Here is a 24,656-nt window from a genome sequence, read left to right on the forward strand (position 1 = left end):
TACTGCGCCGCCGCGCGCCGGGCGAGCCGCGCGCTCCGCCATCACCACCGGTCCTCGATCGCCTCCACCCGCACCTCGCACGCGTCGTCCCCCCGCAGCGGCGACTTCGTCTCCTGCACCCGGAACCGCGTCCCGATCTTGAACAGCCCCCCGTACGTCTCCGCGTCGAGCGGCCGCTCCGTCCCGAAATCCACGCGGTGGAGCAGCTGCATGATCGCGAGCGCCGTCCCCTGCTGGAACAGGAGCCGCGGCCGCGCCGTGGACCCGTGCTTCATCGCGTAATACGCGCTCTCGTGCGTGATCGGCGCCCGCAGCACCAGCACCCGGCCCGGCTGGAACTCGGGCGCGGAGAGCGCCCCCCACCCGAGCGCGCGGGCGAGCCCGAGCAGCTGCTCGAGCCGCCCGTGCTGATCCCGGCCCACCGGACCGCACACCGCCTCGAACGACGCGGACGCGAGCATCCCCCCGAGCAGATGGAACGCGCCCGTCTGCGCCGCCTCCCGCACCAGCGCCTCGAACACCGGGACCAGCTCCGGAGACCGCCGCTCGATGAGGTGCACCGTGTCGAACGTCTTCTGATCGATGTACCCCACCGGCAAGAGCGCCAGGTTCACGCCGTACGCCGAGATGAGCCCGCGCTCGTCCGACCGCAGCGCCCCGAGCTCCTCCAGCATCGCGTCGCCCGTGCGCTGCGCCCGCGCCTCGGGGCCGCTCTCGGGCTCCCAGCTCACCCGCGCCGACTCGACAACCTTCCGCGTCAGCGCCTCGCCGAAGCGCGGCCGCTCCGAGCGCCGCGCGAGCAGGAAGGTGCAGGCCGCGTCGCCCCGCGCGACGCACGTCACCTCGTCGGCGTCGAGCCGCCCCCAGTCCGACGGGAACGCGAGGCTCGCCGCCGCCGAACAGTAACCGGACGCGAACGCGTCCACGGCCATCCGGTTCTGGATCCGACCGCCGTACTTCGCGTGGAAGCTCGTGCCGTGGAAGAGCGCCTCCGCCTGCACCGCGCCGCCCTCGGCGCTCAGCTCGAAGCGCAGGCGCCCCTGCCCCATCGCCGCGAACAGCTCGGCCGCGAGCTCGAGCTTCTCCTCCGGCGAGGCGCCGTGGCGCGCCGCGTACAGCGGGCCGAGCAGCGCGTGCGCCGCCTCGAACGCCGCCTGCCGGCGCACGCCGCGGCTCTCGCCGCCGAGCGCGTCGAAGATCGTCTGCTCCAGGAACAGCGCGAAGTGGTGCGAGTGCGCGATCACCAGCTGGTCCGCCACGTGGAGCAGGCTGTGCGGCGCGATCGGCCCGAGCAGATCGCCGAGCGGCCCGTCGATGCGGCCCCGCAGGCCGCGCCGGAGCGCCGTCACAGGAGCCTCCGCAGCGCGGCGCGCTCCAGGCCCAGGATGTCCGCCACCGCCGTCTCGATGAGCACCGTCGCCTCGGCGCCCAGCTCGCCAGGGTGATCGAGCGCGAGCGGCGTCAGCCCCGCGCGCAGGGCGAGCCGCAGCCGCGCGACGTGCGGCTCCGGCGCGCGGGCCTCGAGCAGCGCGAGCAGCCGCTCGATCCGCGCGGCCTCGGCCGACGGCGGGTCCGCCGGCGGCGGCGTCCCCCCGGTCCGGCGCGCCGGGATGCTCGACGAGCCCCGCGGCGGCGCGGAGCGCGCGACGCCCCGCACGAGATCGTCCACCGTGTCCGCGCTGAGCGCCTCCTCGAACAGCCCCGGCGGGTCGCTCAGCATCTCCTCGGGCGGCTCCTCGAGCGGCAGCTCGGGCGCGAGCGCCGCGGCCAGCCGCTGCGCCACGAGCCGCGCCATGCCGAGCGGCATCGTGGCGTCGAACAGGCTCGCGACCACGCACGCGCGGACGCGGCGCAGGAGGACGGTCCGGCCGCTCAGCTCCAGGGTGACCACCGGGTCCGGCAGCTCCTCCCCGCGGCCGTGCGAGCCCGGCGGCTTGCTCGACGACCGCGCGCCGCGGCCGCGGCTCGAGCGGGCCGACGCCTCGCGCTCCGGGACGAGCCGCTGCGCGGCGAGCTGGCTGCCGAGGTACGCGTCGCGGAGCCCCGCGGCGACATCGCCCGGCGAGAGGGCCGCGCCCTCGCGGACGAACAGGGCGTGGACGCGCGCGTCGCTGAGGTGGAACACGACGATCGCGTCGAGGCCGTCGACGCCGTAGCCGATGCTGTCGAGCGCGATCGGCGCGAGCGGATCGTCGTCGTCCAGCGCGCCCGCGACGGCCGCGATCTCACGGTCGACCGAGGCCTCGCCGTACTCCTCGCTCACCCGACGACCCCGACCGCGGCGTCGAGCGCGTGGCGGCACGCGATGCGGACGGCGTGCGCCTCGCGCGGCATGAGCGGGACCGGGCGCATCAGGCCGACGATGTACGCGGCCGAGCGCGCCTGGAACCCGATGAGCTGGAAGAACGGCCCGTCGCCGACGCACAGCTCGAACCGCTGCGACGGCGCGCCCGGCAGCGCCGCCACGAGCGAGCCGATCGCCGACGCGATGAGGCCCGAGGCGGCGAGCCGCGCCTCGGTGTCGCGGATCGCGCCGGCGAACGGGAGGCCGGCCGCGTCCGCGAGGAAGACGTCCGTGGCGCCGGTCGCCTCGACGATCCACTCGACCACCTTCTCGCAGCGCGCGACCGGCCCGCCCGCCGCGGCGAGATCCGGGAAGCGCGGCGCCGGGCGCCCCGCCGCGAGCGCCTCGACGGCGAGGTCGAGCCGATCCGCGAGCGGCTCGCGCGCCGCAGCGAACGACGCCGACGAGGCGGGCGACGGCAGGTCGAGCGCCTGCCGCGCGTCGACGTCGTCGGCCGACGAGGGCAGCGCGCTGCGCAGGCCGAGCGCGCCGCCGGCGCCCACGCTCGACATCGGCGAGAGGTCGCTCGAGGGCGCGAGCTCCTCGAACGACGGCGACAGCGGCGCCGCGGACACCGGCTCCGCGTCCGCCCGCGCGGTCGGCGGCGGCCGCGAGTCGAACGACACGAGCGGCGCGCCCGCGGGCGCGATCGACGGCGCCTGCCGCTTCCGCGGCTTCGGCTGCTTGACGAGCGCCGCCGCGGTGAGCACGGCGCCGTCGAGGTCAAAGGAGGAGCGAGATCGGGCCATCGTCATCGTCCGGCGAGGTGGGCTCCAGGCGAACCAGCACGTCGTTCGCGAGCTGGTCGAAGACGCGCGCGAGCGGCGGAGGCCGCTTCTGCATGAGCAGGAGCGGCGCCCCGCGCAGGGACGCCTCGAGGAACGCCTCGTCGCGCGGGATGACGGTATCGAGGATGATCCCGTCGGGGAACCGGGTCCAGAGCGCCTCGGCGACGTCGAGCGACGCGGAGGCCTGCCGATCGAACATCGACAGCACCATGCCGAGCAGCGAGAGCCGCGGGTTCTTCTCGGCGCGGACGCGATCGATCACCGCGAGCAGCTGGCCGACCGACCGGAGCGCGAGCGGCTCGGCCTGGAGCGGCAGGAGCGCGTGCGTCGCGACCTCGAGCGCGCGCGTCGTGACCTTGCCGAGCCCCGCGGGGCAGTCCACGACCACGAGGTCGAAGTCCGGCGCGATCCTCGCGAGCACGCTCGGGAGCACGGGCCCGCGGGCGAGCGCGTCCTCGAAGCCCGGGACCGTCGTGGGGTCGACCCGGCCGACCGTGAGCACCTGGAGCTGCGGATCGCGCGTCCGGAGCAGCACCGACTCGAGGCGCTCGGCGCCCGTGAGCAGCTCCGCCACGCCGGGCCGCGCGCGGTCGGCGAGGCCCAGCGACAGCCCGAGGCTCCCCTGGGCGTCGAGCTCGAGGATCAGCGCGCGGTGACCCGCGCGCGCAAGGGCGAGCCCCAGGTTGAGGGAAATCGTGGTCTTCCCCACGCCGCCCTTCTGGCTCGCGACCGCAATGACGTACATGGACTCCCCGACGGCGCGCAGTGCCGGCGCCCAGGGGGCATCCTAACAGGACGGACGCCGCCAGGGACTAGAGCAGCGAGATCCGCTTCATCAGCGTGCCGCAAAGATCGCTCTGCGGGTTGCGCTCGCGCTCGATCGCGAGGCCGGCGCGGAAGATCTTGTCGGCGCTCTCGAGGTTGCCGAGCACCACGTGGCAGAGCCCGAGGAGCTCGTGATCGCCGGGGTCGCCGTGGATCGAGACGAGCTCGGTCAGCGCGGGCACCGCGGCGCGGTGGGCCTCGATCATCGCCTCGGTCGGCGTCGACGGGACGCCCTTGGCGAGGATCATGAGCCGCAGGACCTGCCGCTGGTCCTCGGGCCGGTGCTTGAGAAACTCGGGCTTCTGGAAGAGATCGCGGTAACCCCGGTAGGCAGCGTCGAGATTGCCCCCACGCGCGTGGGTGACGATGGACTTGACCGCCTGAACGAGCGCCTCATTCGCCATGACGAGACGATACACGGGCCGGCGCCCCGCGGGGAGGCCGCCGCTGCACCGCCGGCGCGCCGCGCGCGTCCGTCGTGCGTCCGTCGCGCGTACGTCGCCGTCGCTCGCACACGCGCGCCCTGCGCGATTTCGTCCGCCGTTTCGCCGCCGTCGTGTCGCCGTCGCTCGCGGCCTCTTCCGTGCGCATCCGCGCGCATCCGTCGCCGTCGCTCGCGCCCGCGCCGAGGCGCCGGGCGCGGCGGGGCGTCGCTTGCGGCGCCGCTGTGCGCCGTGGTAGTCGCCTGGGGCTCAAGTGCCCATGCGCGCGCCCCGCTGGCTCTTCGCCTGTTGCCTGTCGACCAACGCGCTCGCCGCGCTGGCCGCGACGCCGGCGCTCGCGCAGCCCGAGCCGCCGCCCGACGCGGCCGTGGCGCCGCAGATCCTCGAGCACGTGGACCCGGTGTACCCGCCCGAGCGGCTCGCCGAGGGCGTCGACACGACGGTCACGCTGTTCGTCACGGTCGAGAAGGACGGCACCGTCAGCGACGCGTCCGTGGCCGAGTCCGGCGGCGCCGGGTTCGACGAGGCGGCCATGAGCGCCGTGCGGCGGTGGCGCTTCTCGCCGGCCATGCGCGGCGGAGCGCCGGTGCGGGCGCGGATCCGGGTGCCGTTCCACTTCGCGCCCGGCCCCCACGAGGCGCCGCCCGAGCCGGCGCCCGCGCGGCCCGACGCTCCGGCGGCGCCCCCGCCGCCCGCGCCGCCCGCGCCGAAGCCGGTGGAGTTCGCCGGGGGCGTCGCGGGCCCGCACGCCGTGGCCGAGCCCGGCAAGCCGATCGAGATCCACGTGCAGGGCCGCCCGAACCCGCCGCGGCGCGCGACGAGCGACTTCCGGATCGGCCGCGCGGCGCTCACCGCCGCGCCGCACGCGAGCGCCGCCGACCTGCTCCGCACGGCGCCCGGCGTCCACGTCGCGCACCCCGAGGGCGAGGCGGTCGCGCAGCGCATCTTCCTCCGCGGCTTCGACGCCGAGCACGGCCAGGACATCGAGCTCCGGGTCGGGCCGATCCCGCTGAACCAGCGCTCGCACGTCCACGGGCAGGGGTACGCGGACCTCAACGTGGTCATCCCGGAGGTGGTGCGGTCGCTGCGCGTCGTCGAGGGCGTCTACGACCCGCAGCAGGGCGACTTCGCGGTCGCGGGCAGCGCGTACTTCGACCTCGGCGTCGAGGAGCGCGGGCTCCTGCTCAAGGGCACGCTCGGCTCGTTCGGCGCGCGGCGGCTGCTCGCGATCTGGGCGCCGGAGGCGCAGTCGGAGGACACGTTCGGGGCCGCGGCGGTGCGCGCCACGGACGGCTTCGGCGACGGCACGCGCGGGGCGCTCTCGGGCGCCGCCGTGGGCCAGTACCGGATGGTCCTGCCGGACGAGTTCTCGCTGCTGCTCCACGTGGCGGCCCACGGCAGCCGCGCGAACCTCGCGGGCGTGCTCCGGCGGGACGACATCGCGGCGGGGCGCGTCGGCTTCTACGACACCTACCGCGACCCGTCGGCCCGCTCGCAGTCGGCCGCGTCGACGCGGCTCCAGGTCGGGCTGCTCGCCGAGCGGGCGGACGACGACGGCTCGCACAAGAGCGCCTGGCTCTGGGCGATGACGTCCGGGTATCGGAGCCGGATGAACTTCACCGGCTACACGCAGCGCTCGCGCGTGCGGCCCGCGTGGGCCGGCCGCGGCGACCTCATCGAGCAGTCGAACGAGGACGCCGCGCTCGGCGGGGGCCTCGCCTACCGCACGCCGCGGATCCCGCTCGCCTCGTGGCTCACCGGCCAGGTCGCCGTCGGGGCCGAGGCGCAGACCGACGGCATCGACCAGGCGCAGAACCTCCTCCAGCCGCCGCAGAACGAGACGTGGGACCGGCGCGTCGACGCGTCGATCCGGCTGACCGGGATCGGCGTCCACGCCGACGCGCTGCTCGAGCTGTCGCGGTGGGCGCGCCTGCGCGGCGGCGCGCGCGCCGACGTGCTCGTCTTCGACGTGGACGACCGCCTCGGCAACTTCATCCCGGCGTTCCAGAAGGAGACGCACATCGAGGGGTTCCGGCGCACGGCGGCGGGCGTCGCGTTCGGCCCGCGGGCCACGCTGGAGGTCGACCCGCTGCCCGAGCTGCGGCTCTCCGCCGCGTACGGCCACGGCTACCGCTCCCCGCAGGCGCGGCAGCTCGAGGAGGGCGAGAACGCGCCGTTCGCGACCGTGAGGAGCTACGAGGTCGGCGCGACCCTGCGCCCCGGCGGGGGCCTGAGCGCGACCGCGGCCGCCTACGAGACGCGCCTGTCCTACGATCTCGCGTTCGACGCGGCGGAGGGCGGCCTCGCGCGCATCGGCCCGACGACCCGCCGCGGGCTCGTCGTCTACCTGCAGGCGGCGCCGAGCCCGGCGCTGACCGCGGGCGTGAGCGCGACCTTCGCCCACGCCACGCTGGACGCGCCGCCGCCGCCGACGCCCGAGAACCCGACGCCGCCGTACGTCGAGGGGCAGCAGCTGCCGTTCGTGCCGCCGGTGGTGGTGCGCGCCGACCTCTCGGTGAAGCGGCCGCTCGTCACGATCGCCGGCCGGCCGATCGTGGGGCGGCTCGGCTACGGCGCGACGTTCCTCTCGCCGCGGCCGCTGCCGTACGCGCAGGCCGCCGCGCCGCTCCTCGTGATGGACGCGTCGCTCTCGCTCCGACGCAGCCTCCGCGCGGGCGGCGACCCGGCGCAGGAGGGCCCCTGGATCGAGGTCGGCGTGGAGGCGCAGAACCTCCTCGACGCCGAGCACGCGGACACGGAGTACGCGTTCGTCTCGAACTGGCAGACCACGCCGCTGCCGTCGGCGCTGCCGGCGCGGCACATCAGCGCGGGGCCGCCGCTCACCCTCCTCGGCAACGTGACGCTCTCGCTATGAACGCCCGCAACGACCGCCTGGCCGCCCGCTGCACGCTCGCCCTCGCGCTCTCCGCGGCGCCGGCGCTCGGCTGCGCGGGCACCGGCCAGCCGGAGGTCTCGTACGTCGCGGTCGCCGAGCCCGCGCCGCCCGGCGAGATCGCCGCCGGCGCGTGGACGGTGGTGCTCGACGAGGCGTCGGTCGCCTTCGGGCCGGTGCAGCTCTGCGCGGCCGAGTCGGGCTCGGCGACGCTCTGCGGCACCGCCATCGCCGAGCTGCTCTCGATCGTGCGCGTCGACCTGCTCGATCCCGGGCCGCACCGGCTCGGTCGGGTCCGCGGCTTCGAGGGGGAGATCCGGAGCGCGTCGTTCGACTATGGGATCCACTGGTTCCTGACCGAGGCCGCGCCGGTGCGGTCGCCCGAGGCGCCCGGCGGCCACTCGGCGCACCTGCGCGGGCGCGCGACGCGGGGCGCGGACGTGCTCGAGTTCGTGGCCGACGTCGACGCGGTGCCGCAGTTCCAGGGGCAGCGCGCGGTCCCGAGCGTCGCGGCCGCGGCGACGGTCGGCGCCGAGCCGGTGCGCCTCGCGGTCCGCTTCGACGTGGGCGCGTGGGTCGCGCGGGTCGACTTCGACGCGCTGGCCGAGGGCGCTGCCGCTGACGGCGCCGGCGGCGAAGGTGCTGGCGGCGAGGGCGCTGGCGGTGACGGCGCTGGCGGCGACGGCGCTGGCGGCAACGGCAGCGGCGGCGAGGGCGCTGGCGGCGAGGGCGCTGGCGGCGACGGCGCTGGCGACAACGGCATGGGCGGCGAGGGCGGGACGCTCCGTGCGGTGATCGCGCCGGGATCGCGCGCGCACAACGCGCTGGTGATCGCCATGACGGCGCAGAGCCCGCCCGAGCTCGTCTGGTCGAGGTCGCCGTGAGGGGTCGCCGCGGCGCCGGCGCGAGCGCGCGCGCGCCGCGGCCGCGGCGGCCGCTCCCACGACGGGCGCGCCCTCGCGCGGGCTCCAGCGCGCGCGGCCTGGTGCTGCTCGCGCTGCTCGCGCAGCTGTGCGGCCTGACGCACGCGCTCTTCGTCCGGCACGCCCGCTGCGAGCACGGCGAGCTGGTCCACGTGGGCGCGCTGGTCCACACCGGCCACGCCGTGGGCGCCGCCCGCGCCGCGCCGCGCGTCGAGGCCGCAGCGCCGCAGCAGGCAGAAGCGCGGGCGCCCGGCCCCGGCGACGAGGTCGCCGCGGAAGGCGCGCTGCGCCACGTCGACGACGATCACTGCGACGCGTTCGCGCTGCGCGGCCAGCTCGGCGCGCCGGTTCACCGGGTGGCGGAGGCCACCCTGCTCGAGGTGCTCTGCCTCGACGCGCTCCGGCCCTCGCCGGAGGTCCGCCCGATCCCCTTGCTGATCCTGGCGCCGAAGAGCTCTCCGCCCGCGGCCTGATCGGCGAGGCGACAGGGTGATGCGGGCGCGGCGTGCGCGCGAGAGCGCGGGACTGCGCTCGCCGGGCGCGCGCGTGCGCGCTCGTTCGGACTTCCAACGATTCGAGGAGCTTTGATCATGCAGAGAATGGGACAGGCAAGCATCGCGGCCGCGGCGGCCGCGCTCACGCTGATCGCGGGTTGCGGCGACGACGGCGGCGCGGGGTCCGGGACCGGCACCGTGCAGATCTTCGTGGAGCCGGAGGACACCATCCCCGAGGGCCTCGAGCCCGGCACGGGGGAGGAGAACATCGCGGACGGCTGGAAGGTCACCTACGATCGATTCCTCGTGACCATCGGCAACGTGCGCGCGGCGCGCTCGGACGCGCAGGAGACGCTGAGCGATCCCTCGGTGTTCGTCCTCGACCTCAAGAACGCTCCGGCCACGCGGTACGTGATCGCGGAGTTCGAGGGCGTGAGCGCCGTGCGCTGGGACCGCTTCGGGTTCGACCTCCCGAACGCGCGGGAGGGCGCGAAGACGCTCGCGCCCACCACCGAGGACGACGTCGCCTTCATGGTCGAGAACGGCTACTCGGTGTTCTTCGAGGGCTCCATCGAGAAGGAGGACGGCGAGTCGTGCCCGCCTTCCGGGGAGTGCGCCCCCGCGAAGGAGGTGCGCTTCAGCTGGGGTCTCTCGGCCGGCACGTCGTTCGACGACTGCGCGACCGAGGACGAGCTGCCCGGGTTCAGCGTGCCGACGGGCGGGACGATCGCGGTGAAGCCGACCATCCACGGCGATCACTGGTTCTTCAACAACATCACCGCGGGCGTGGAGCTCACGAAGCGCTACGCGCAGTACATCGCCGACTGCGACCTCGACGGCGACGGCGAGACGACGATCGAGGAGCTCAAGGAGGTGAAGGTCGCCGACGTCTTCGGCCAGGAGTACAACCTCGCCGGCGCCCTCGGGGAGATCGAGACCGCGTACGACTACGTGGTCGCGCAAGCGCGCACGCTCGGCGACTTCCAGGGTGACGGCGAGTGCCCGAGGCGCGCGCTGCTCCCGTGATCGGCTGACGGCGTCCCGGCCGCGCCGGTCACGACCGGCGCGGCGCGCCCGGCCCTCGCGTCAGCGGGTCATCGAAGGAACTTCCGTGCGCAGCACCCGAGGCTGAGCCTGCAGAGCTGGCCCGGTTCCTCGCAGGTGCCGACCACGTCGCCATCCACGACGCATTCGCACTCGAGCACGTCCTCGGCGTTGAACTCGCACGTGAAGTTAAGAAAGTGGCCATTGCAGGGGGCCTCGCAATAGCAGCCGTTCAATTCACCTCCGCAGTAAACATGGCTGTCGCAGTTCGGCACGGGCGTCCATTCGCCGCCGCCGACGCCGCTGCTGCCGCCGCCGACGCCGTAGGACCCGCCCGCACTGCCGCCGACGCCGCCGTAGTACCCGCCCACCCCGCCGCCGACGCCACCGACGCCGTCATAGTACCCGCCCACCCCGCCGCCGACGCCACCGACGCCGTCATAGTACCCGCCCACCCCGCCGCCGACGCCACCGAACCCGCCGACGCCGACGCCGACGCCGACGCTCACCACGCTGGATCCAACGGCGCCGCTCGCGTCGGGTGAACATTCACCGGCGCTCGATGAGCTGCTATCGAGGCAGGGCCCTGTGCCCGTACCGCCGGTGACATTGACGACATCGATCACCTTGACGTCGCACGCGGACGTGATGAACAGCGCGGCCGCGGCGAGCCGCGTGAGGAAAGCGAAGGAAGAGTTGTGCATGGTCCGATTCCCCCTCGTGGAGGTTCTTGAGGCGTCCAGCGGTAAGTGGAAGCGACGCCGCCGCCGTGGCTCACGAAAATCGAGGCTCGTGAAAGGAGGCTCGGCGCCTCAATAGCTCAGCTTGAGCCCGACGCAGGAGAGCAGCGCGGGGCGTCCGGTGCGCCCCACCTCCGTGCCCGCGACGGCCAGGACCGGCTCCGTCGCGAGCAGGACGGCGTCGAGCTGCGCCAGCGCGGTGAGCTCGGGCGTGATGCGGACCCCGAGGCCGCCTCCCAGCGCGACCCCCGCCGTGACGAAGTCCTGGTGCTTCCCCTCCGCTGGGAGGCTCGCCTGGCCATCGATCGAGGCGTGGTAGGCCCCCACCCCGAGCGCGATCACGGGATAGAGCCGCGCCGCCTCCGCGTCGAAGGCGTAGGCGAGCCCCAGCGTCGCCAGCGTCTGCCGCAGCGTCACGCTGCCCGCCGGCGCGTCGAGGCGATGCTCGAGGATCCCTGGAACGAGGGTCGCTCGCAGCGAGAGGCGCGCCGCCAGGGCGTGCTCGACCCGGAGATACACCGAGGAGACGCCCCCGAGCTCGCCGAGGAGGTGCGCGGAGCCCGCTTCGAGGCTGTCCCGGCGCAGCTCGGCCGCGCGGAGCGCCTCGTCGGCCTCGTGAGGAGCGCGCCGCTCGGCCGAGGCAGGTCCATCCCCGGTCGGCGCCTTCGCCGACCCGGCGGCCTCCCGCGCTGTCCCGGCGGCCTCCCGCGCCGTCCGGGCATCCGCCTCCCCGGCGGCCTCGTTCGCCGCCCCGGCGGCCTCGTTCGCCGGCTCGGACACCGCTCGCTCGGCCGGCGGGGACGCCTGCGCGATCCACCGCGCGATCTCGGGCGGCAGCTCCCGCCTGCGCGCGCCGATCACCTCGACCAGGCTCGCGCGAAGCAGCTCGGCCGAACGCACGGCCAGATCGCTCACGGCGTTGGTCACGTCCGGGTCCCCGAGCTCCACGCGCCGGACGACGGTCTTCTTCATCACGTGGTCGGCGACCCAGATGTCGGCCGCCGCGCCGCGCTCGGACTCGAGGATGGCGATCGCCGCGAGCGTCCCGTCCGCCCCCTCGACCTGCGCGCGCCCGTCGGCGCCCGACGTGCCCTCGGCGGAGCGGACCGAGAAGCCGACCGCCCGCAGCTCACCCGCCAGACGGACGGTGGCCTCGTCGACGACCTTCCCAGCGCGCTGCGGGCGCACCACGACCACATGGAAGCCCTCGTCGGCGCTCGCCTCGCAGGGCATGAGGAGCGCCGCGCACAGCGCGAACGCGAGCCCGCACGACCTCATGGAGGGCCGAGGATCTCCACCGCGGCGCCCGCGAACGCCCCGTGCGGGTGCCGCGCGAGGTATTCCTCGGCGATCGGCCGGGCCGCGTCTTTGCCACGAGAGGTGCGCGTCACGATCATCTTCCGCCCGAGCGCCTCGGCCGCGAGCGGACCACCGGGCGACTCGGACAGGTACTGCTCATACCAGGAGATCGCCTCCGCGGGCGAGCTCGCCTCGACCATGCGGCCGAGGAGGAACGCGGCCGAGCGCGCCTCGGGCGAGCCGGCGAAGCGCGAGCGCTCGGCGAGCAGCGCGCGCCGGGCCAGGTCGTTCCGCCCCGTGTAGCGCGCGGCGTCGGCCAGCGCCGCGATCTCGGGCAGCGGGCTCGCGTCGATGGTCGCGTCGATGCCCCGGGCCTCCGCGTCCGCGATGGCCCCGGCGAAATCGCCCCGGGCCACGCGCTCGCGGTAGCTCTGCGGGACCGGCGCGGCCGCCGCCGGCGCGTCGGTCCTGGCCGGCGCGTCGACCCTGGCCGGCGCGTCGACCCTCGCCGGCGCATCGGGCTCCGGCGCATCGGCCATGGCGGGCGCGTCGATCCTGGCCGGCGCGTCGGGCTCACCCGGAGCGCCGGCCTCCGGCGCAGACGCGTCGATGTCGGCCCTCGGACCTGCGATCGTGAGCTCGCGCCGGCCGGTGTCGGCGACCAGGCGCTGGCCGCCCTGGAGCGTGACGCCGCCCCAGACGAGCGGGCCGCGTACCGCGACCGAGCCGCTCTGCACGGTCAGCTCGAGCCGCTCGTGCTGCCAGCGCAGCTCGAACTCCGTGCCCGTCACGGTGACGGTGAACGGCCCTGCCTCCGCGATCCACTCGGCCTCCGGCAGGTGCACGACCTGGAAGTGCGCGGCGCCGCTCTCGAGGTGGATCTGCGCGCCGCGCTCGGTCACGGCGGCGACGCGCCCGCGCGCCCCCGGGGCGAAGCGGATCGTCGTCCCCTCGCTGAAGCGCGCCGTCGCCCCGCTCGCCTCCGCCAGCACATAGCTGTCCGCGGGCGCGGCGTCGTCGACCCGGTAGCTGAGGCGCGCCGCCGGGCGGAGCCAGACGAGCCCGAGGATCACGAGCAGCGGCACGAGCGCGGCGGGGACGAGCCAGACCCGACGCGGCGCGAGCGGCAGCACGGGCCGCTCGACCTCCTCGATGAGCCGCGCGCGCCCGCGCGCGAGCGCGGCGTCCGTCCGCGCGACCGTCCCTGCCTCCCGCGCCAGCGCCGTGAGCCGCTGCAGGGCGACCTCCGGCGGAACCTCGGGCTTCGGCTCAGCCATCGCTCGCCTCCTCTGCGGGCACGATGTACGCGGCGAGGAGCGGATCTCGCTCGGCCATCGCGTGGACGCGCGCGGTCACCTTGGCCAGGTGGCGCTTCGCCGTGGCGAGCGACATCCCGCTCGCCTGCGCGGTCTCGGCGAGCTCCAGCCCCTCGATGTGGCGCAGCACGAAGAGCAGCCGCGCCCGGTCGTCCAGCTTGTCGAGCATCGCGTAGAGCCGCGCGACCGCCTCGCGCGCGCCCTCGTCGACGCCCGCGGCGGGCTCGTCGGGCAGCACGCCGCTGTCCGTGAGCGAGAGCCAGCGCCGGAACCGCCGGCGCCGCAGCGCCGAGCGCGCCACGCGCACGGCGATGCCGAGGAGGAACGGGCGCAAGGCCGCGGGATCGCGCAGGTTCTTCACCTCGCGGAAGAACTGCAGGAACGTCTCCTGGGCGTGGTCCTCGACGTCCCCGCCCGGGCCGAGCACGCGGCGGAGCAGGCCGTGCACCAGCGCCCCGTAGCGGTCCCACACGGCGCCGGCGGCGCCCGGCTGCCCCTCGGCCGCCGCGCGGGCGAGGCCGGCGTCATCCAGGTCGGCCAGGGGGCTCGCGCGGACGAGCGTGAGCCGGGGGGCGAGGGCTGGGATGGACAGGAGCACGGGAGCTGAAATAGGTGGTCGCAGGGCGGCCCCGGTGGCTCAAAAAAGAGACGAAGGGGCGATCGCCGCGCTCGGCCCCGCGGGGTGCTCCGGCGCGCGCCTGCCTCGCGGCGCGTCCGCCACGCCGGAGCACGCGCAGGGCAGCGCGATCACGGCCGCCCCGACGAGCCACGGGATGCCCGGGCGGGCGCCGGGCGCCCCCTCACGGCGCGAGGACGAGCACCTTGACCTGGCTCGGGACGATCGACACGCCGGGACAGTTCGTGGAGTTCGTGATCGTCATGCTGGTCATGCGCGTTGAAGGGACCCCACCGACGAGCACGGTGAAGGCCGCCGTGACGTGACGCGACGGCCCCATCACCATGCCCGACGCGACCCCCAGGGCGACGCCCGGGTTGTCCCCGTTGGTCAGGGGCACCGTCGTCGCCATGTTGTGCGCCGGAGCGCACATGAAGAGGACGTTGTACGCGGCGGGGATGCCCATCGGCTGCGCCGAGATGTTCGGATAGGGCACGGGGACCGGCGCCGGCGTCGGCGTGAGGCACACGTCGGGGAAGCCGAGGGACATCCCCATCATCTGTGTATTGGCGAACATGGGTTCCTCTTCACCAAGGTGTTCTGCGGGTGTCGTCGCCTATCAAGAGATGATCCATGGCTTGGCCCAGCCTTCACCGGGATAGATCGTCCCCGGGTCCCGCGGATCGATCTTGACCGCGACCGTCTGCCCGGATTGCACGAGCGGGAGGGAGATGAGGTTGATCTCCCACTTCGTCTTGGCGGAATACCGCTCGCCGCTCGGCGGCATCACGTCGAGGCGAAGCTCGACGACGGCCGCGCCGCGCCCCGGCATGGTCGTGGTGGTCTGGCTCTGGACCACCGTCGCCTGCGCCACGGCGGAGCTCGCCATCCGCGCGTCGACCTCGACCCTCCGCCGAATCCCGAGCTCCACCCGCTCTCGCTCCCGACGGAAGGTGCGAAAGACGACGCCCACCACGGTGAGCAGGATCGTGATCGGGACGAAGATCAGATACCAGTGTTCGCCCATTCCTGGCTCCTTCACCGCGCGACGCAGAGGGGCCCGTGGCCGACGGCCTCGGCTCAGCCCACGTGGATCTGCCCGCCGTCGATCTTGGCGAGCTCACCGCCGGAGACGATCGTGGTCTTGGCCTTGATGCTCACCGCGGTATTCGCCGAGACCTCGACGTAGTTCGCGCGCACCTGCTCCGACTCTGCGATGAATCGATAGGCACGCTCGAGCCGCTGGACCCAGCGCTCGGCCACGGACTCGACCTCCCTGGCCACCGTCTTCACCCGGTCCACCTGGGCGGCGAGCTGCTCGCCGATGTACGTCACCGCGCCCACCGCGAGCGAGGCCTCGGTCGCGGCCACCCGCACCTTGGCCGAGGCGATCGTCGTCTCCCCGGGCGAGACGATTCGCACGCCCTGCTCGGCCGCGAGCGTCAGCGGGCCCGAAGGAGCGCTCACCTCGAGCGCCCCGTCCGCCGTGAGCCGCACCGGCGACTCGCCCTCGCGCTCGAGCACGGCCAGCACGTGGCAGCCCTCGTCGTGGAGCGCGAGGAGCACGCGGTCGCCGAGCTCCGGCTCGACGAGGCAGCTGACCGCCCGCCGCGCCTCGTGCTCTCCCGAGCCAGTCCGGACGCGCAGCGAACGGCCGAGGGCCCCGACGACGGTGCCCACCTCGTGGAACGCATAGGTCTCGATCGGCTGTCTCGCCAGGTTGTCTCGCATCGGTCGCCCCGTCTCTCGCGATCGTATCACCGCTTCGGCCTCCACTGCTCCGCCTTGCGCAGCTCGTGGTCGTCCCCCAGCGCGGCCGAGCGATCGGTGAACACGGCCCCGCTCTCGCCGGTCTGATGGAATCGGGCACGGAAGAGCTTGGCCCAGGAGAAATCGGCCCCGTCGAGGGCGGCGTACGACAGGTCCGCGTAACCGAGCTCCGCGCCCAGGAACCGAGCGCGCGCGCACTTCGCCCGATGAAGCACGGCCTGGAAGAGATCGGCCTCGCTGAGGTTGGCCCCCTCGAGCGCGGCGTCGACGAAGATGGCCTGCCGCAGGATCGCCTTCGTGAGGCTCGCGCCGGTGAGGTTCGCCTCGACGAAGAGCGCCCGCTCGGCGTTCGCGCCGTCGAGCTTCGCTCCCGTGAGGTTCGCGCCCTTGAAGTTGACCTGCGCGAGGTCGGCGCCGCGCAGATCGCAGCCCGAGAGGTCCACGTCCGTGAGCTGCGTCAGGGTGAGGACCATGCCCGACAGATCCTGCCCGCGCAGGCTGCCGCCGACGAGCACGACGCTGCGCAGCCCGGCGCCGCGCAGGCTCGCGGTGGAGAGATCGGCCTTGGCGAGCCCCGTCTGCTTCAGGATCGCGCCGTCGAAGGCCGCGCGCGCCGCGGCGAGATCGATGAACACCGAGCGGTCGAGGTTCGCCTCACGGAAGCTCGTCTCGTCGGCTCGCGCCTTGATCACGGTCGCGATCGTCAGGTCCGACCGATCGAAGCGCGCGCCCGAGAGATCGCAGCCGACGAGGCTCGCGCCCACGACGTCGCAGGCGCTCAGATCCGCGAGCAGGAAGGTGCACCCGTCCCACGTCCCGTGCCGTAGCCGCGCCCCGGAGAGATCGGCGCTGGAGAAGTCACACTCGCTGAACAGCGACTCCGCCAGCTTGGCCCCGGCGAGCTTCGCGCCCCGGAACGAGACCTTCTCGAACACCGCGCCGGAGAGATCCTCCCCGGCGAGATCGATCCCGGAGAGATCCTCCCCGGAGATGGGGTCGGACCGCTCGACCTTGGCGAGGAGCTCGTCCCGCGTCATTCGCTCTGCCTCGTGAACAGGGCCTGCGTGACGTAGGCGCCGGTGAAGCGGGTGCGGTGATCGCCCCTCGCGCCGAGGAGCGTGGCGCGGAAGAGGTTCGCGTCCTCGAGCTTCGCGCCCGCGAGCAGCGCGTGCTGAAGGAGCGCCTCCATCAGGTTCGAGCCCGACAGATCCGCGTCCGTGAGGTCCGCGCGCATGAAGCGAGCGCCCCGGCCGCGGAGCCCGAGGAGCCGCGCCCCCCGCAGGTTGGCTTCGCCGAAATCCGCGCCCTCGACCCACGCGCCCTCGAAGCTCGCGCCGGTGAAGTCGACCCCCCGCAGCGTCGCCATGCGCAGGTCGGCGCCCGTGAAATCGACGCCCGGGAGCGCCGACGTCGAGACGAGCCGGAGGTTCCGCGCCCGGGCCTCGCGGAACGAGGCGCGCCTGGCGGCGAGCTCGAGGAAGCCCGTGCCCTCGAGGATCGCGTGGCTGAAGTCGATGCCCTCGCAGGCGCACTGGAAGAACGTGGCCTTGCCGAGCCTCGCGCGCGAGAAGCGCGCTCCCTCTAGGTCCGCCCGGAAGAAGAGCACCTCCTCCGCCTCGGCGCCGCCGAAGTCCGCCCCTTTCAGGGACGCCTCCATCAGGTCGGCCCCGCGCAGGTCCGCGCCCTCGAAGCTCGCGCGCGAGAGGCGCGCCTTGTAGAGGACGGCCTTCTGCAGCCTGGCCCCCGCGAAGCTCGCGCCCGCGCCGTCGACCTCGCCGAGGTTCGCCCCCGCGAGCGTCGCGCCCGTGAGCCTCGCCGCGTCGAGCTTCGCGCGGGCCAGGAGCGCGCCCGACAGATCGGCGCCGGAGAGATCGCACCCGGTCAGGTCGGCGCGCTCGAGGAGCGCGCTGCGCAGGTTCACCCCCGAGAGCGGTAGCCCGCGCAGATCGGCGCAGGTCAGATCGCGCCCCGCGAGCGGCCTGCCCTCGGCGATCGCCCGCTCCACCTCGGCGCGCAGCCGCGCCTGCTCCTCGGGCGCGCGGTCCTTCGCGGGCGGGAAGACGTGCCCGAACGAGCGGTACGCGAAGAGCTGCATGTCCTCCATCTTCGCGAGGCTCGCGCGGAACGCCGGATCCTCGATCTTGGCCTCGAGCTCCGGCATGGGCGCGCCGCCCGCGCGCGCGATGCCGGCGAGCTCCCGCAGGCGGGCGAGCTCCGTCTCCGCGCGGAACGCGGGCGGGCCGCCGCCCTCCTTCCGCCCTTGCTCGACCAGGGCGTCGAAGTCGATCCCCTGCGCGGCGCAGGTCGCCCTCGCCTCCTCCAGGGCGCTCCGCTGCTTGGCCTCGGCCTCGGCCTGGATGTCCTTCGCCTGCGCCTGCACGCGCTCGACGTAGTCGGGCAGCTCGTCGAGCGCCGGCGGCTGCTCGGGGGGCGGGATCTCCTTCGGCAGCTTCTCGTCCGGGTCGAGGCCGAGGACCCTCATCGAGAGGCGCGCCTGCTCGAGCTCGCTCTGCGCGCGCGCGCGCGCCCGCTTCTCGAGCGCCCCCTCGCGCCGGATGAGCTCATCCATGTCGCTCACGGTCTCGTCGGGCAGGGCGGGCGCGCCGGGATCGGGCTCGGGCAGGAGATCCCTCTCCCGCAGCCCGTACAGGTGCCCCTTCTCCCGGTCGACCCGCTGCGCCAGCGTGGCGCGGTAATGCTCGATGGGCCTCGGCGACTCGGGCCTCTCGAGCGCCGCGAGCAGGGTGCTCACGTCGGCGGCGTCGTCCTCCGCGATCGGCTGCACCGCCCGAAAGACGGCGACGCCGCGCTCGATGTTGGGGAACAGGAGCACGGTGTCCAGCCGGGTCGGGACCTCGTGGAGGGGCTGCTCGCCGCCCGCGCCCTTCATCGCGACGAAGCACCGGGCACGCAGCCGCGGCACCCTGGTCTCGAGGCGGGGCCTGGTCGGGTGCATGTTCTCGATCACCACCTCCTCGCCGCCCTGGAAGTACCCCTCGATGCGCTGGTCCAGGGGCGCTGCCTGGAAGAGCTCGGGGTCGAGGTCGCTCGCGAGGCCAGGGAACTCGGCCTCCAGCCACCTGGCCCCGTAGGTACCCGCCTTCCGCGCGCGCTGGGGCCAGGTGACGTCGATCGGCCCGAAGGCCGCGGGAGCGGGCCGATCGCCGGGCGATCGCAGGAGGTTCCTCGGGTCCTCGAGGTGCGGCAGGTAATGCACCTCGACGCCGTTCTCCGCGACGGGCGAGAGGCCCATGCCGACCGGGTTCTGCGGGTAGCCAGGCCCGCCGAAGGCGTTCTCGTACGTGATGGGCATCTCGACGATCGGCTCGGGGTCGGTCGGCCCGTCGAACGCCCACCGCCGCCGCCCCACGACGAAGATGGCCTTGTCGATGGCCCCCGCCCGCACGCGGGCCTCGAACACCTGCCTCGGCTGCCCGCCCGGCGAGAAGGCCTTGCCGTGGACGAGCACCTCGCCGTGCGGCTTGGGCAGCCCCTCGTCGAGCGCCGCGTCCTTGCCGAGCTGCTTCACGACGTTCTGCCACATCGCGACCTCCGGCAGGGGGAGATCGGGCGCCTCGAAGGGGAAATAGACGAGCAGGCCGATGACCAGGCGGTGCTCGCGCCGCACCGTGATCACACGTTGCAGGATCGACAATCGGAGGGGCTTGATCACGCGCATGGCAATGGAACGATCGAGGGTAGACGCGCCGCGCCGTCACATGAGCGTATGGATGCCGGAGAGGCTGTACCTCACCGCGCTCGTGCCCATCCACGCCGGCATCTTCTCGATCGCGGCGGCCACCTCCTTGACCGCGGTGAGCTTCGCCGTCACCTCGGCCGCGGCGTTGATGCACAGGGAGGCGCCGAACTTGTACTCCATGCTGATCGCCGCCGTCATCGCGAATTTGTAGGCCGCGTTGAACTCCGCGAAGCCGCCGAGGGTCGAGGAGACCTTCCCGCCGATGTAATTCTCGTTCGTGAGCCCGACCTTGGTGTCGCTCGTCAGCCCGAGCGTGACCGAGATGCCGGCGCTGACGTTGAACTTGAACCAGTCGCCGGTGGTGTACTGATACCACTTCTGCGCGCCGCTGACGCTGATGTCGCCCTCGGATTTGATGTCGATCCCCTGCGCCGCGTGGATCGTCATCTTGCCCGATTTGGCGTCGATGGTGATCTGGCCGCTCTCCGACTTGATGACGATGTCGCCCTTGCTGAGGATCTCGGTCTGGCCCGACTTGGTGTCGATCTTCGTGTTGGCGGTATCGACGTTGACCGTGTAGTTGCCCGTCTTGACGGTCGTCGTGGTGTCGCCCTTCACCGTCGTGGTCATCGTGCCCGCGTCGACGTCGGTGAAGCGATTGCCGGTCTTGACGTGGAGCCAGGTGTCGCCCTCGACCTCGGTGTACGATGAGCCGGCGTCGACGTAGAGCTCGTGAACCCCCTTCTCGACGTGGGTGATCCAGGCGTCCCTGACGGTGCAGTTCCACGAGCCGCCGTCGTTTTGGCCGACCGTGAGGTCGAAGGTCTTGCCGGCGTCGAGCAGCGTGTTGTCGTCGGTCTTGACGATGAGCTCGTGCTCCTCGTTGGGCGCGCCCATCCGCAGGTACGTGTTCGAGTAGGGCGTCGACACGGTGACGCGCTGCTGGCCCGCCTTGTCCTCGAGCTCGATCCGGTTGCGCCCTCCGGTCTGGATGACGTTCTTGGTGTGATTGCCGCTCGTGACGGGGCTCGGCGTGAGCGCGTTCGGGACGACGCCGGAGATGACGGGGCGGTCGGGGTCGCCCCCGAGGAAGCTGAGCACGACCTCGGTCCCCTTGCGGAGCGGGAAATGGAACCCCTCGATCCCACCGCCGTGAGGCTGCATCATGCGCACGAACGTGGACGCGCTTCCGCCCTTCAAGCTGCTCTCGTCGAAATAGAGCTTGACGCTGTAGCGACCCAGGCCGTCGATCTGCGCGTACTCGCTGTCCGCGGGGCCATCGACGATCCCGTTCTCATACCCGTAGATGCGGGGCCACGGGGTGCGGCTCTCGGGGCGGAACTGGGTCCCGGCCGGGATCGCGGTGATCTCGACGAAGTAGACGTCCTCGTGCGGCAGGTCGAGCAGCTCCTTGTAGCCCTCGGAGCCGCCGGACTGATTGCCATGATGGTGCGCCTCGACGACGAGGTGCCTCTCGTTGAACGACGCGCGCGGGTGGTCCTCGAGGACGAACGTGTAGCCTGCCCGGAGGTGCGTCCGGGTGCCCGCCGCGTGGTAGAGGACCCGCCGGGCGAGCATCTCCTCGGCGCGGAGCTTGGCGAGGCGCTCGCCGGCCGCCGGCGAGAAGAAGCGCTCGCCGTACAGGCTCACCTCCCCGACGCCGGTATCGGAGACGCGGGCCGAGCCGGCGATCTCGAGGTTCGGCCGGGCGTAGTCGTAATCCTTGAGCATGATCTTGGCCGGGAGCGTCTTGTGCCGGCAGGTGAACGTGCGGAACGACGCCCCCGCGCCGTGGTCACGCCCGAGCTGCGGGTGATAGCGGACCGGCTCCCCGACCGGATCTTCCGGGTACGACCGGTTGTCGCAGAGGATGAGCTTCTCGCCCTCGGGGCGGTGCTCGAAGTAATAGTAGATGCCCTCCCGCTCCATCCACCGCGAGAGAAAGTCGAGATCGCTCTCGCGGTACTGGCATATGTGCTCCTCGACCTCGTACTCGCCGAGGCGCAGCTCATAGTCGTCCACGCCGAGCCCGTTGTCTTCGAGGACAGACTTGATGACGTCGGGCAGCGCCATCCTGGTGAAGATCCGGCTGTGCTTGGACAGCTTGAGCTCCCAGAGCTTCGGGACCAGGAGCGCGCGGGCCAGCGCGCGGTCGTCGAGCTCGTGCAAGAGCTCGAAGCTCGCGAAGATGCCCGCGAACAGGAAGGGAGGGAGTCGGTCCGCCGCGCGATCGAGGGTGAGCACCGCCTTGCCCCCGATCACGTCGGCGAGGTCGAAGCCGTCGGCCGCGGTGTCCTGGAACGAGAGGAAGATCTCGATCTCGAAGGGCGCCGAGACGGCCTCGACGCCGCGAAAGCCGACGACGCGCGTCGAGGACGGGAGCATGCTCGAGGAGATGGTGATAAGGTCGTTCATGGCCGTCGCCGCGGCGTTCGAAGGAAACGCGCCTGTCGAGGCTACCACCCGAGGGACGCGACAGGCAACGGCGTGCGCCTGCGCCATCCTGGAGATCGGGCCTGCCCGGACCGGTCCTCTCCCTCGGTGTGGCCCTCGTCGCAAACCGCCTCTGGCCGGTTCATGCCACCACCACACACCCGCGTCCGCGCGTCTCCATCGCTTCCATCGCTCACGAGAATCGATGACTCCGGACGAGCCCGCGACTCGGAAGCTCATCTGGAGCCCAGGCGGCGGTGCGCCCGCGCGCGCCGAGGGGAGACGCTGAGGCCGTTCCCTCGCCTAGCGCGCGTCGCGCTCGCGCCAGAAGGCGAACGCCTCGTCCAGGTAGACCTCCTTGGCGCCGTGCCCGACCGGATGCTCGGCGACGCGCACGGGCCAGCCCGCGCCGCGCAGGACGTCGGCGAGGGCGCGGGCCGAGCGGCCCACCGAATCGTGAGCGCCGAAGCCGATGTAGAACGGCCTGGGCGCGAGCGTCGCGAGCTCGGGCGTCGCCTGCCCGCCGCCGCCGGACATCGCGCCGAAGCCGTCGGCGTCGATGCCGCCGCGCAGCGCGAGCGCCGCGGCGAAGAACGCGCCCGACGACGAGCCGGCCACGTACACCCGCGAGAACGCGACGCCGGCGACCTCCTCGAGCTTGCGCCGCTTCTCCGCGAACGTCGCCACGAACGCGGCGGCGTGCTCCTCGTACGCCCGCCCGCCCGTCGGCCAGCCCCACCAGCGCGCGTACCCCTTCGGCGCGAGGCCGACCTTGCCGCGCGGCATCAGGGCCGCGACGCCCGCGCGCCGGGCGGCGCGCGACACGACCGTCTCGAAGTTGGTCTTCTGCTGGCTCTCCTTCCCCGGCGGGACGATCCCGTGGAGGTAGATGAGCAGCGCGCGCGTCGGCGCGTCGGGCAGCGCGTAGCAGGTCTCCTCGTCGAGCGCGTCGACGCCGTCGATGCACCAGTCCGTCTCGACCCGCGGCGGTCGCGCTCGAGGCCACGGCGCCTGCTCGGGCGGCGCGCTCGCGGGCGCGGCGGCCGTCGGGATCGGCGGCGGCGCCGGGCCTCGCTCCGCTTGCCCCTCGGCGCGGAGCGGGGCGAGCGCGGCGCCGTCCTGCGGCGGCGCGCGCCCGCTCCTCGGCGCGTCCGCCGCGCCGTTGCACGCGCAGGGGACGACCGCGAGCGCGATGGCGAGCCGCGCGATCCACCGCGCGGCGGCGCCGGGAGAGGTCCTCATGACGCGCGGGCCGACGCCGGCCAGCGCGCCGCTCGCGGAGCGCCGGCCCATCACCCCCCGCGCGCGTCGCTCACCGCGATCAGCGCCCCGAGCGCCGCCGCGCACACCGTCTCGGTGCGCAGCGTCAGCGCGCCGAGGCGCACGCGCTCGAACCCGAGCGCCGCGCACACGCCGAGCTCCTCCGGCGTGAACCCGCCCTCCGGACCGACCGCGAACGCCGCCTCCACGCCCGGCGACAGCGCGCCGAGCCGCGCGCCGAGCGGCGTCTCCGCGTAGGGATCCAGCACCATCCCCAGCGCGCCGCCCTCGCCGGGCCGCGCCGCCCCCGCCGCCTCGAGCGCCGCCGCGAGGCTCATCGGCGCGTCGACGCGCGGCGCGTCCCCGCGGCCGCACTGGCGCGCCGCCTCGACCGCGATCCGGCGCCACCTTTGGCTCTTGTCCTCGCCCGGGCGCGCCACGCTGCGCGCCGAGATCGCCGGGATGATCCGCGTCGCCCCGAGCTCGGTCGCGTCGCGCACCACCGCGTCCATCTTGTCGCCCTTGCCGACCGCCTGGATCCACGTCACCCGCCGGCCCGGCCGCAGCGCCGCCGGCCGGGGCGCGTCGATGCGCGCCTCCGCGCTCTTTCGGCCGATCGACTCGAGCGTGGCGTCCGCCTCGACCCCGAGCTCCGGATCGAACACCACGAACCGATCCCCCTCGCGGAGGCGGTGCACCCGCACGACGTAGCTCGCCGCCTCCGGCGGCAGCGCGATCACGCCCGCCGCGATCGACCCGAGCGGCACCCGGAGCAGCCCCTGGCCGCTCATCCCGCCGCGGGCGCCGCGCCGCCCGGCGCGCGGAACAGGAGCGCCACCCAGCCCTCGCCGCCCGCGTCGCCCCGCCCGGCCGCGCGCTCGCCCCGCCCCGACGCGGGATCCGGCCGGGTCGCGACGTGCGCGAGCGGCAGCGAGGTGTACCGCGCCACGAGATCGTCCCGCTCGCTCTCGAGGATGCCCGACAGGATCAGCCAGCCGCCCGGCGCGAGCACGCGCGCGAGCTCGGGCGCCATCGGCCGGAGCACCCGCGCCTCGATGTTCGCGACCACCCACGGGAACCGCCGCGTCACCTGCTCGACCACGCCGGCGCTCGCCTCGATGCGACCCTCGAGGCCGTTGCGCGCCGCGTTCTCGTGGACCACCTCGATCACGTCGTCGTCGTTGTCGATCGCGACCGCCCGCTCCGCCCCGAGCAGCAGCGCGACCAGCGCGAGGATCCCGCTGCCCGTGCCCACGTCGAGGATCTCGCGGCCGCGGAGCTCGGCCGCGTGCTCGTCGAGCAGCTCCGCCACGAGCGCGGTCGTCGCGTGCAGGCCCGTGCCGAACGCCCTCCCCGGCTCGAGCAGCAGCACCCGCTCGCCCTCGCGCTCCGGCGCGCGCTCGATCCACGGCGGCACCACCGTGATCGTGGGCGTCAGCGCGAACGGCGCGAAGTGCTCCTTCCACGCGTCGCGCCAGGCGTCGCCCACCACCTCCTCCAGCCGCGCGGCGAGCGGCGGCGAGAGCTCCCCGAGCGCCGCGATCGCCGCCTCCGCCTCGCCGTGATCCTCGAAGCTCGCGACGAGCGTCACCTGGCCCGAGCGCGCGCCGCGCACGAGCGTCTGCTCGTCGCGCTGCTCGACGCCCGAGGCGCCCAGCTCGAAGAGCGCGGCGGCGATCTCGTCGGCCTCCGGCTCGGGGACATCGACTGCAACGAACGGGTATCGAGGCTCCACCTGGCTTGCTCCGTGACGTGCCGCCGGCCTGAA

The 24,656-nt window shown here is 74.0% G+C and carries 22 protein-coding genes; 4 read left to right on the plus strand and 18 right to left on the minus strand.

What is annotated here, in order from left to right; translation table 11 throughout:
• Window positions 1–41: 41 nt before the first annotated feature.
• The 5 genes from WME83_RS41180 to WME83_RS41200 all read right to left on the minus strand — a co-directional run bounded on the left by WME83_RS41180 (window position 42) and on the right by WME83_RS41200 (window position 4,361).
• The gene (locus WME83_RS41180; protein WP_437315179.1) at window positions 42–1,349 is read right to left on the minus strand and encodes a hypothetical protein; all 1,308 of its coding nucleotides are present in this window, start codon (window positions 1,347–1,349) and stop codon (window positions 42–44) included.
• Window positions 1,346–2,263 carry a hypothetical protein gene (locus WME83_RS41185; protein ID WP_437315180.1) on the minus strand — a complete coding sequence of 306 codons (918 nt, stop codon included), beginning with the start codon at window positions 2,261–2,263 and terminating at the stop codon, window positions 1,346–1,348. Before WME83_RS41185 ends, WME83_RS41180 begins: the two co-directional genes overlap by 4 nt.
• Window positions 2,260–3,093, minus strand: a complete 834-nt coding sequence (locus WME83_RS41190; protein WP_437315181.1) for a hypothetical protein — start codon at window positions 3,091–3,093, stop codon at window positions 2,260–2,262. The genes WME83_RS41185 and WME83_RS41190 overlap by 4 nt, the downstream gene beginning before the upstream one ends.
• Window positions 3,068–3,877, minus strand: a complete 810-nt coding sequence (locus WME83_RS41195; protein ID WP_437315182.1) for a ParA family protein — start codon at window positions 3,875–3,877, stop codon at window positions 3,068–3,070. Before WME83_RS41195 ends, WME83_RS41190 begins: the two co-directional genes overlap by 26 nt.
• A 67-nt stretch (window positions 3,878–3,944) precedes the next feature.
• Window positions 3,945–4,361, minus strand: coding sequence for a hypothetical protein (locus WME83_RS41200; RefSeq protein WP_129579198.1), 417 nt, complete (start codon window positions 4,359–4,361; stop codon window positions 3,945–3,947).
• Window positions 4,362–4,659: 298 nt separating this feature from the next.
• Here WME83_RS41200 and WME83_RS41205 point away from each other — a divergent pair, with 298 nt between their 5' ends.
• From WME83_RS41205 to WME83_RS41220, 4 genes are all read left to right on the plus strand, one after another.
• Window positions 4,660–7,275, plus strand: coding sequence for a TonB family protein (locus tag WME83_RS41205; protein WP_437315183.1), 2,616 nt, complete (start codon window positions 4,660–4,662; stop codon window positions 7,273–7,275).
• Window positions 7,272–8,177 (plus strand): hypothetical protein, encoded by a 906-nt coding sequence (locus WME83_RS41210; RefSeq protein WP_437315184.1) that lies wholly within the window; start codon window positions 7,272–7,274, stop codon window positions 8,175–8,177. Before WME83_RS41205 ends, WME83_RS41210 begins: the two co-directional genes overlap by 4 nt.
• Before the next feature lie 101 nt (window positions 8,178–8,278).
• The gene (locus WME83_RS41215; RefSeq protein WP_437315185.1) at window positions 8,279–8,689 is read left to right on the plus strand and encodes a hypothetical protein; all 411 of its coding nucleotides are present in this window, start codon (window positions 8,279–8,281) and stop codon (window positions 8,687–8,689) included.
• Window positions 8,690–8,806: 117 nt separating this feature from the next.
• Complete coding sequence (locus WME83_RS41220; RefSeq protein ID WP_437315186.1) at window positions 8,807–9,736, plus strand: hypothetical protein; 930 nt, start codon at window positions 8,807–8,809, stop codon at window positions 9,734–9,736.
• A 68-nt stretch (window positions 9,737–9,804) separates the two neighbouring features.
• Here WME83_RS41220 and WME83_RS41225 read toward each other — a convergent pair whose 3' ends face one another.
• From WME83_RS41225 to WME83_RS41285, 13 genes are all read right to left on the minus strand, one after another.
• Entirely contained in the window at window positions 9,805–10,458 is a 654-nt protein-coding gene (locus WME83_RS41225) for a hypothetical protein (protein ID WP_437315187.1), read from the minus strand.
• Between the two features lie 108 nt (window positions 10,459–10,566).
• Window positions 10,567–11,772 (minus strand): hypothetical protein, encoded by a 1,206-nt coding sequence (locus tag WME83_RS41230; RefSeq protein WP_437315188.1) that lies wholly within the window; start codon window positions 11,770–11,772, stop codon window positions 10,567–10,569.
• Window positions 11,769–13,070 (minus strand): FecR domain-containing protein, encoded by a 1,302-nt coding sequence (locus tag WME83_RS41235; RefSeq protein WP_437315189.1) that lies wholly within the window; start codon window positions 13,068–13,070, stop codon window positions 11,769–11,771. Before WME83_RS41235 ends, WME83_RS41230 begins: the two co-directional genes overlap by 4 nt.
• Window positions 13,063–13,707: an RNA polymerase sigma factor gene (locus tag WME83_RS41240; RefSeq protein ID WP_437315190.1), complete on the minus strand. Its 645-nt coding sequence runs from the start codon at window positions 13,705–13,707 to the stop codon at window positions 13,063–13,065. Before WME83_RS41240 ends, WME83_RS41235 begins: the two co-directional genes overlap by 8 nt.
• Window positions 13,708–13,909: 202 nt before the next feature.
• Entirely contained in the window at window positions 13,910–14,302 is a 393-nt protein-coding gene (locus WME83_RS41245; protein WP_437315191.1) for a DUF4150 domain-containing protein, read from the minus strand.
• A gap of 42 nt (window positions 14,303–14,344) precedes the next feature.
• Window positions 14,345–14,752, minus strand: a complete 408-nt coding sequence (locus WME83_RS41250) for a hypothetical protein (RefSeq protein WP_437315192.1) — start codon at window positions 14,750–14,752, stop codon at window positions 14,345–14,347.
• 53 nt (window positions 14,753–14,805) lie between these two features.
• A complete protein-coding gene (locus WME83_RS41255) occupies window positions 14,806–15,456 on the minus strand; it encodes a DUF3540 domain-containing protein (protein ID WP_437315193.1) in 651 nt (216 codons plus the stop codon).
• Window positions 15,457–15,482: 26 nt separating this feature from the next.
• Complete coding sequence (locus WME83_RS41260; RefSeq protein WP_437315194.1) at window positions 15,483–16,532, minus strand: pentapeptide repeat-containing protein; 1,050 nt, start codon at window positions 16,530–16,532, stop codon at window positions 15,483–15,485.
• Window positions 16,529–19,174 carry a DUF2169 domain-containing protein gene (locus WME83_RS41265; protein WP_437315195.1) on the minus strand — a complete coding sequence of 882 codons (2,646 nt, stop codon included), beginning with the start codon at window positions 19,172–19,174 and terminating at the stop codon, window positions 16,529–16,531. The genes WME83_RS41260 and WME83_RS41265 overlap by 4 nt, the downstream gene beginning before the upstream one ends.
• Window positions 19,175–19,210: 36 nt before the next feature.
• Window positions 19,211–21,610: a type VI secretion system Vgr family protein gene (locus tag WME83_RS41270; RefSeq protein WP_437315196.1), complete on the minus strand. Its 2,400-nt coding sequence runs from the start codon at window positions 21,608–21,610 to the stop codon at window positions 19,211–19,213.
• Window positions 21,611–21,931: 321 nt separating this feature from the next.
• Window positions 21,932–22,870, minus strand: a complete 939-nt coding sequence (locus WME83_RS41275) for a hypothetical protein (protein WP_437315197.1) — start codon at window positions 22,868–22,870, stop codon at window positions 21,932–21,934.
• Between the two features lie 50 nt (window positions 22,871–22,920).
• Complete coding sequence (locus WME83_RS41280) at window positions 22,921–23,679, minus strand: RsmE family RNA methyltransferase (protein ID WP_020740143.1); 759 nt, start codon at window positions 23,677–23,679, stop codon at window positions 22,921–22,923.
• The gene (locus tag WME83_RS41285) at window positions 23,676–24,623 is read right to left on the minus strand and encodes a 50S ribosomal protein L11 methyltransferase (protein WP_437315198.1); all 948 of its coding nucleotides are present in this window, start codon (window positions 24,621–24,623) and stop codon (window positions 23,676–23,678) included. The genes WME83_RS41280 and WME83_RS41285 overlap by 4 nt, the downstream gene beginning before the upstream one ends.
• Window positions 24,624–24,656: the final 33 nt, after the last annotated feature.

The organism is Sorangium sp. So ce385 (genome assembly GCF_051474135.1).
Taxonomy (GTDB): domain Bacteria; phylum Myxococcota_A; class Polyangia; order Polyangiales; family Polyangiaceae; genus Sorangium; species Sorangium cellulosum_D.